An 8,406-nucleotide genomic window follows, 5' to 3' on the forward strand; every position below is an offset into this window, starting at 1 on the left:
TATCTATAAATGAAAACAAAACAGGAAGTCCGTTATTAATGCCAAGACAAATAAAAAAAGGTCTAAAAGTATTTAAAGAAGTAAAACCTTTTGTTTGTGAGTATATAGAAAACACTAGATGGTGGAAAATAGAAATAAGTCCAGTTACATTATGTGGATATACAATGCCACATTTAGGATACGTAAATACTTTAAATTATACTATGTATAGTGATGCAGTTACTCAATCTTACAAGTACAGACATTATTTATTTGGAGTACAATACGATGAATATAATAAGAGAAAAAATTATATTTATGCTATTCCAGGTGAAAAAGATGAACAACCAGATAAAGGTCATACAGGATTTAGAAAATATCAACCTTGTGACTCTAGAAGTGATAACTTAGGATATTGGCTATGTATCATAGATTCAAGAACTAGAAGAATACTTAAATAATTATAGAAACGTTTGCTATTGCAAAAAAAATAATAATACTCTAAAATATAAAAATAGACTAATATTTTGGAGGAAATGTCATGATAAACAAGCAAAGACTTATAGATGAGTTTTTAGAATTAGTACAAATAGATAGCCCATCTTCAAAAGAAGGAAAAGTAGCACAAGTTTTAGTTAAGAAGTTAGAAGAAATAGGGTGTGAAGTTATAATAGATGATGCTGGTACTAAAGCTGGTGGAGAAACAGGAAATGTAATAGCTACATTAAAAGGTAATAGAGAAGGAAAAACTTTATTATTCAGTTCTCACATGGATACAGTAAGCCCGGGCATAGGAATCAAGCCTATAATAGATGAAGCTAATGGAATAATAAAAAGTGACGGAACAACAGTATTAGGATCAGATGATAAAGCTGGAATAGCAGCAATATTAGAAGCATTAAGAAATATAAAAGAAAATAATGTAGACCATGCAGATATCCAAGTAGTATTCTCTATATGGGAAGAAGGCGGATTATTTGGAGCTAAATACTTAGATTACTCTAAGTTAAATGCAGACTTTGCATTTGTATTAGATAGTGGTGGGTCTCCAGGAGAAATCATAGTTCAAGCACCAGCTCAAGATGCTATAAAAGTTACAATAACAGGAAAGCCAGCACATGCAGGTCTTGAACCAGAGAATGGAATAAGTTCTATAATGGTAGCTTCTAGAGCTATAGAAAATATGAAGTTATTAAGAATAGATGAAGAAACTACTGCAAACATAGGTATAGTTAAAGGTGGTATAGCAACAAATATAGTTATGCCAGAATTAGAAATAGCTGCAGAAGCAAGAAGTTTAAGTGAAGAAAAATTAGATGTTCAAACAAACCACATGGTAGAAACATTTAAAAAGGCTGCTGAGGAATTTGGAGCTAAAATAGATATAGAAGTAAATAGAGCTTATGCACCATTTACTATAGAAGAAAATGATGAGATAGTTCAATTAGCTAAGAAAGCTTTCTCTAATATGAATGTAGAAGGAAAAACTGGATCAACTGGTGGAGGAAGTGACACTAACATATTAAACAAAAATGGAGTAAAAGCAGTAAATCTAGGTATAGGTATGAAAAATGCACATACTTTAGAAGAATATATAGCAATAGAAGATTTAGTTAACTCTGCTATAATGGTAGGAGAACTAATAAAAGAAGCATAAAAAATAATATAAAATTTATTTTTAAAGGTACTTATAAATTTATAAGTACCTTTGTGTTATTACAAAAAATAACAATAATTACCCAGGAAATATATTAATAATTTAATTATCTCTTAAAAAGTATTGAAAAAAGTAATATAATTATCTTATAATTATAGAGCATTAGGGGGGATTTGAATGGCTAAAAAAAGAAAATTAAAAAAAGAAGTGATAATACTAATTTTCATAGGAGCATTTTTAATAGTATATACTCTAGCATTTAATTTAGGTACGTATCTTGATAAAAATAATGAAACTCCAGTAAAACAAGCACAAGAAGAAGAAGATACAAGAAGCTTAATGACTCAAATAAGTGTAAAGAATAAAATATATATATCGGACTCTAAAGTGGAAAATATAAAGATAGAGAAAGAATACTGGGAAGGAATGAAATTTTTATTTAGCGAATTTTCGAAGATAAGAACACCTGAAAGCTATGAATCAATATACAATGGATATTCAGATGATGGAATAAGATTCTCTACAGATTTAAATTATTTTAGAGTTTATACTGTTAAGAAGGAAGAATTTTATAAAATACCTATAGAAAATAAAAAAGAAGTTGAAAAGATATTAAGAGATAGTATATATACATCATTTGACCTTATTAAACAGTATAAGACATGGGATAATGTAGAATTAGCATATGGAGGACAAGTTAAAAAAGTCCATAAGTGGAAATATGATGATCTTTCATACAAAATGGCATCGAAAAGAATGGTTGGTAAAGTACAGCCAGAAAAAAGCAAGGAAAGAAGCAAAGATAACTTTACTATAAATATACAAGGTGAAAACTATAAAGTTAAAGTAGAAACTATGGGTAAAGATTATGTAAAAATAACTTGTGGAGATACTGCTGCATATTATGAAGTTTATACAGGATTATATGAATATCTTAGAGATGATATTTTTAAGATAGAACAATAACTTAAAAAAAACAACAAAAAAAGTAGGATAAAATCCTACTTTTTTTATTCTTGAATTAAAGCTTCAGCAACCTTATAGATAGGACCTGCCCCAGCTGTTATTATTAAATCATTTTCACATACATTGTCACGAAGATATTCAGTAATTTCTTCGAAATTACTTATATAAATCGCATCAACATGATTTTGATATAATTTTTCTACTAAATCTTTAGAATGAATATCACCAGGATCATTTTCTCTAGCAGCGTAGATATCAGTTATTATAACCTTATCAGCAGCATAGAAAGCTTCTGCAAATTCATTTAAAAGAGATTTTGTTCTAGTGTAAGTATGTGGTTGGAATATACACCATAAATTAGACTTTTTGATTTTCTTAGCAGCAGATAAAGTAGCTTTTAATTCAGTTGGATGATGAGCATAGTCATCAACAACTAAAGCGCCATTATAATTACCTTTAACTTCAAATCTTCTTCCAACACCTTTATAAGCTTTAATATTTTTTCTTATAGTTTCTAAATCTACGTCAGAAACATAAGCAGCAAGTATAGCAGCGCATGCATTAAAGATGTTGTGTAATCCTGGAACAGAAACTTGGAAGCTTCCTAAGTCTTGTCCTTTAAATTCTATATTAAATGTTCCGCATCCGTTTTCATCAAAATCTATATTTTTTATAACAGCATCATTTGATGAATTGGTTCCATATTTAACCACAGTAGCCTTAACATCATATAAGATATCGTTAGTATTAGAGTCGTCACCATTAATTATAAAACATCCGTCTTTAGGAAGTAATTTCCCAAATTTATTGAAAGAAGCTTTTATTTCATCTATACCAGAGAAATAATCAAGATGGTCTTCTTCAATATTTAAAACTATAGATATTTTAGGATTAAAGCTTAAAAAACTATCAACATATTCACAAGCTTCAGTAATAAAATGGTCAGAGTGACCAATTTTAACATTGCCGCCTATCATACTTAAATTTCCTCCAACTAAAATAGTTGGGTCTAAATCTGCATATTCAAATATTGTAGATAACATAGATGTTGTCGAAGTTTTACCGTGAGTACCTGAAACTGCAATAGAGTTTTTGTATTCTCTCATTATTTGACCTAAGAAAGCAGCTCTATTCATAGTAAGCTTGTTCTTCTCTTTAGCAGCAATCATTTCTGCATTGTCATCATGAACTGCAGCAGTATAAACTACCATATCTACGTCATCAGATATATGTTCTTTTTCGTGTCCAATGAATATATTAGCACCTTGCGATCTAAGTTTATCTAATAAATAAGATTCGTTAGCATCTGAACCTGATACCTTATAACCTTTATTAAGGCATATTTCAGCTAGTGCACTCATACTTATACCGCCAATTCCAATGAAATGTATATTCATAACAAAACCACCTTTCTTTTTAATTAAGTCCTACAACATGAACTATATTTGTGGTATAATAATAAAATGTTCAATATTTTATAGTAAATATACATATAATAATCTATATATATAATATATTAATAAACTAATTAAAACATAACTAATATTATATCATAATAAATATTGTTGTGCATTAGTTAGTTTTATGAGGAAATAACTACTATCGTAGGAGGGAAAACTAATGAAGTTCAAGAGAACGGAGCGAATTGGAGCAATAGTAAAAATACTATCTGACAATCCGAATAAGATATTTACATTAAGTTATTTTACGAATCAATTTAATGCAGCAAAATCAACAATAAGTGAAGACTTATTAGTTGTTAAAAATGTTTTTGAAAAGTTATCATTAGGAAAAGTAATAACTATTTCAGGAGCTGCTGGAGGAGTAAAATACATACCTAAAACATCAAAAGCTGAAAATGAAGAATTCTTAATGGAATTATGCGAAAAAATAAGTGATCCATCTAGAGTATTATCTGGAGGATTTTTATATTTAATAGATTTAATATATGACCCTAATATAGCATCTAAAATAGGAAAAATAATTGCTTCAAACATAGATTACACAGATGCAGATTATGTAGTTACAATGGAAACTAAGGGGATTCCAATGGCACTTATGACTGCAAAAGCAATGAATTTACCGTTAGTTATAATAAGAAAGGACATAAAAGTATCGGAAGGTCCAACTCTTAGCATGACTTATATAAGTGGAAATAACTCTAAAGTAGAAAGTATGAGTTTACCAAGAAAAGCGATAAAACCAAATAGTAAAGTAATACTTATAGATGACTTCATGAGAGGTGGAGGAACTATAAAAGGAATGACGGACCTTATGAATGAATTTGGAGCAGAAGTAATTGGAACTGGAGTATTTATATCTACAATAACACCAGAAGAAAAAATGGTGAAAGATTATATATCATTAATAGAGTTAGATGTACAAAAAGATAAAACAATAGTAGAGGCAAATTTAAAAACTTTTAAAGATGAATATCAATTAGAAAATCATGAAGAAGATTACGATATAGAAGATATATTGGATGAAAAAGAAGAAGATTCTAAAAAATAATAATTTTTATCAAAATAAAAAAGGATATTTAATATGTACATAGAATTATTTAAGAAAATAGTCTATATTAAAATATATTGATTTTGTCAAAATTAAAGGGGGATATTTAGAGATGAAGATAACTGACGTAAGAGTAAGAAAAATAACAGATGAAGGTAAAATGAAATGTATAGTTTCATTAACTTTTGATAACCTGTTTGTAGTACATGACATAAAAGTTATAGAAGGACACAATGGTTTATTCATAGCTATGCCAAGTAGAAAAGTTGGGGAAGGTAATTTCAGAGATATAGCTCATCCTATAAACGCTGAAATGAGACAAGTTGTAGAAGATGCTGTTTTAAAAGCTTACCATGAAGCAGTAGCTCAATTAGAAGTTGCAGCTGAGTAATTTTAATTTAGATTGTTAAATAGAAATTTAGATAAACATTGAGAGCCGAATTTTAGGCTCTTTTTTATTGGAAAAGTACGTGAAAATTTTGTTAAATTGTATACATTTTTGCAAAAAAGTGCTATATTAATTAAGGATAGTTAAGATATTGCATACAAATAAATATAATTTACATAATATAGATATAGTAGGAAATAAAATTAAGGAAGTGGAGTTAAAGATATGAACTTTAAAGCTATTATACTTGCTGCAGGCAAAGGTACAAGAATGAAATCTAAATACCCAAAAGTTATACATAAGGTATGTGGAAAAGAAATGGTTAACCACGTAATCAATGTTTCAAAAAAATCTGGAGTTAAAGAAATAGTTGCAATTCTAGGGCATGAGTCAGAAGTAGTAAAAGAAAAATTACCTAAGGACACAATGATAGCAATGCAAACTGAGCAATTAGGAACAGGTCATGCTGTCATGATGGCAAAAGATTACATAAATGAAGACGATACTATAGTAGTACTATGTGGAGATACTCCATTAGTGAGAGAAGAAACTTTGGAGAGACTATTTGCTTATCATATAGATAATGAATATCACGCAACAGTTCTTACAACAAAAGTTTCAAACCCTACAGGATACGGAAGAATTATAAGAGACAAAAATGAAGACTTACTTAAAATCGTAGAACAAAAAGATGCCAGTGAAGAAGAAAAGTTAGTTGAAGAAATAAACTCAGGCATTTATTGTTTTAATGGAAAAACTTTAAGAGAAAGCTTAGACTTAATAGATAATAATAACGCTCAAGGTGAATACTACTTAACTGATACTATCAAAATAATGAGAGATAAAGGTCAAAAAGTAGGAGCATACAATGGTTCTACAATAGAAGAGCTAATGGGAGTTAATTCAAGAGTAGAATTATCAAGAGCAGAAGAAATAATGAGAAGAAGAATAAATGAAGCTCATATGGTAAACGGAGTAACAATAATAGATGTTAACTCAACATATATAGAAGCTGATGTTGAAATAGGTAATGACACTATAGTATATCCAGGAGCAATGCTTAAAGGAAATACAAAAATAGGGTCTAATTGCACAATAGGAATGAATAGTAGTATAACAAATTCTCAAATAGGAGATTATACAGAAGTAGAAAACTCTACAATAATAGATAGTATTGTTGGAGAAAACACTACAGTAGGTCCATATGCATACTTAAGACCAAAAAGTAACATAGGAAACAATGTAAAAATAGGAGACTTCGTAGAAGTAAAGAATGCTACTATAGAAGATAACTCTAAAGCATCTCACCTGTCATATATAGGGGATGCACATGTTGGTAAGAATGTTAACATAGGATGTGGAGTAGTATTTGTTAACTATGACGGTAAAAATAAATTTAAATCAGTAGTTAAAGATGGAGCATTTATAGGTTCAAATTCTAACCTAGTTGCACCAATTACAGTAGAAGAAGATGCATTTATAGCTACAGGTTCGACAATAACTCATGATGTACCAAAAGGAGCACTTGCAGTGGCAAGACAAAGACAGGTAATCAAAGAAGGATGGGTAGAAAAAAAGAACCAAAATGATAATAAGTAGCAACTAATTAGATTATTATTTTAGGATTAACCCCCTAAAAAATATTAATAAATATAGCTTAAATTTTCAGGAGGCGACAAATGAACACTAGCGGAAGCGAAATAAAAATACTTGCAGGTAATTCATCTAAGGAATTGGCACAGGCAATAGCTGATTACATAGGAGTACCAATGTCTAATTGTGAAGTAGGAACATTTAGTGATGGTGAAATAAACGTAAACATGAACGAGACAGTAAGAGGATGTGACGTATTCGTTGTTCAATCTACTAACAGTCCAGTAAATGACAACTTAATGGAATTATTAATAATGATAGATGCCCTAAGAAGAGCATCAGCAGGAAGGATAACAGCAGTTATACCTTACTACGGATATGCAAGACAAGATAGAAAAGCTAAGGCGAGAGATCCAATCACAGCTAAATTAGTTGCAAACTTAATAACAGCGGCTGGAGCAGATAGAGTATTAACAATGGACTTACATGCTGCCCAAATACAAGGATATTTTGATATACCACTAGATCATTTACAAGGTGGAAACATATTAGCGGATTACTTCAATGAAAAGAACATAGAAGATTTAGTAGTAGTATCTCCTGACTTAGGAAGTGTTACTAGATCAAGAAAGTTTGCTAATGGACTAGACGGAGATGTTCCACTAGCTATAATAGACAAGAGAAGACCAAAAGCTAATGTATCTGAGATAATGAATATAATAGGCGATGTTAAGGGTAAGAATGTTATATTATTAGACGATATGATAGATACAGCTGGAACTATAGTAAATGCTGCTAATGCGCTTAAAGAATTTGGAGCTAAAGATGTTTATGCATGTTGTACACATGGGGTGTTATCAGGTCCAGCTATAGAGAGAATAGAAGGTTCTTCTATAGATGAGTTAATAGTGCTTGATACTATACAACTTCCGCAGGAAAAGAGAATTGATAAGATACAAGTTAAGACTGTAGCACCTTTATTTGGGGATGCTATAAAGAAAATATTTGCTAATGAGTCTGTTAGTATATTATTCTAATTAAATAAATGTATACAAGAGCTGTGCAAGTGGTTAATTTTTAATCATGAGTATGGCTCTTTTTATGTTTAAAGTGTTTATACATCAATAGAGTAATAGAAGGATAATATACTTTGTCATACTTTTGTGGAAAAAAATGGTATAAAAATATTGATTTAAAGTTTTTTGGATGTTATTATAAATGTATAAGTATAATTAGAAACTGTGATATATATTCTGTATGTGGGCACCTGGGATATATGGAGTTAGTGGTGCAACCGGCTATGTTTATTAGG

Annotated in this window: 7 protein-coding genes, 1 pseudogene and 1 riboswitch; of the genes and pseudogenes, 7 read left to right on the forward strand and 1 reads right to left on the reverse strand. The window is 29.8% G+C overall.

The features are described from left to right. The 3 genes and pseudogenes from ACRC03_RS11270 to ACRC03_RS11280 all read left to right on the forward strand — a co-directional run. Positions 1–440: pseudogene (locus ACRC03_RS11270) on the forward strand (hypothetical protein); the annotation flags it as partial. 80 nt (positions 441–520) lie between these two features. Further along, positions 521–1,636 carry a M20/M25/M40 family metallo-hydrolase gene (locus ACRC03_RS11275; protein ID WP_438652666.1) on the forward strand — a complete coding sequence of 372 codons (1,116 nt, stop codon included), beginning with the start codon at positions 521–523 and terminating at the stop codon, positions 1,634–1,636. A gap of 177 nt (positions 1,637–1,813) precedes the next feature. After that, entirely contained in the window at positions 1,814–2,602 is a 789-nt protein-coding gene (locus ACRC03_RS11280) for a hypothetical protein (protein ID WP_438652667.1), read from the forward strand. Between the two features lie 44 nt (positions 2,603–2,646). On the opposite strand, the gene murC is transcribed toward ACRC03_RS11280, so the two are convergent. Further along, entirely contained in the window at positions 2,647–3,999 is a 1,353-nt protein-coding gene (gene murC, locus ACRC03_RS11285) for a UDP-N-acetylmuramate--L-alanine ligase (RefSeq protein WP_438652668.1), read from the reverse strand. 223 nt (positions 4,000–4,222) lie between these two features. On the opposite strand from murC, the gene purR reads away from it, so the two are divergent. The 4 genes from purR (at position 4,223) to ACRC03_RS11305 (ending at position 8,131) form a co-directional block, all read left to right on the forward strand. Further along, a complete protein-coding gene (gene purR / locus ACRC03_RS11290; RefSeq protein ID WP_438652669.1) occupies positions 4,223–5,113 on the forward strand; it encodes a pur operon repressor in 891 nt (296 codons plus the stop codon). Between the two features lie 112 nt (positions 5,114–5,225). Beyond that, a complete protein-coding gene (gene spoVG, locus ACRC03_RS11295; protein WP_277232126.1) occupies positions 5,226–5,504 on the forward strand; it encodes a septation regulator SpoVG in 279 nt (92 codons plus the stop codon). A gap of 222 nt (positions 5,505–5,726) precedes the next feature. Further along, the gene (gene glmU, locus ACRC03_RS11300) at positions 5,727–7,100 is read left to right on the forward strand and encodes a bifunctional UDP-N-acetylglucosamine diphosphorylase/glucosamine-1-phosphate N-acetyltransferase GlmU (protein ID WP_438652670.1); all 1,374 of its coding nucleotides are present in this window, start codon (positions 5,727–5,729) and stop codon (positions 7,098–7,100) included. Positions 7,101–7,180: 80 nt separating this feature from the next. Beyond that, positions 7,181–8,131 carry a ribose-phosphate diphosphokinase gene (locus ACRC03_RS11305; protein ID WP_438652671.1) on the forward strand — a complete coding sequence of 317 codons (951 nt, stop codon included), beginning with the start codon at positions 7,181–7,183 and terminating at the stop codon, positions 8,129–8,131. 188 nt (positions 8,132–8,319) lie between these two features. Then, positions 8,320–8,403: riboswitch (cyclic di-GMP riboswitch) on the forward strand. Positions 8,404–8,406 lie beyond the last annotated feature (3 nt).

It is taken from the genome of Romboutsia sp., from assembly GCF_051659545.1.
Taxonomy (GTDB): domain Bacteria; phylum Bacillota; class Clostridia; order Peptostreptococcales; family Peptostreptococcaceae; genus JBOFOR01.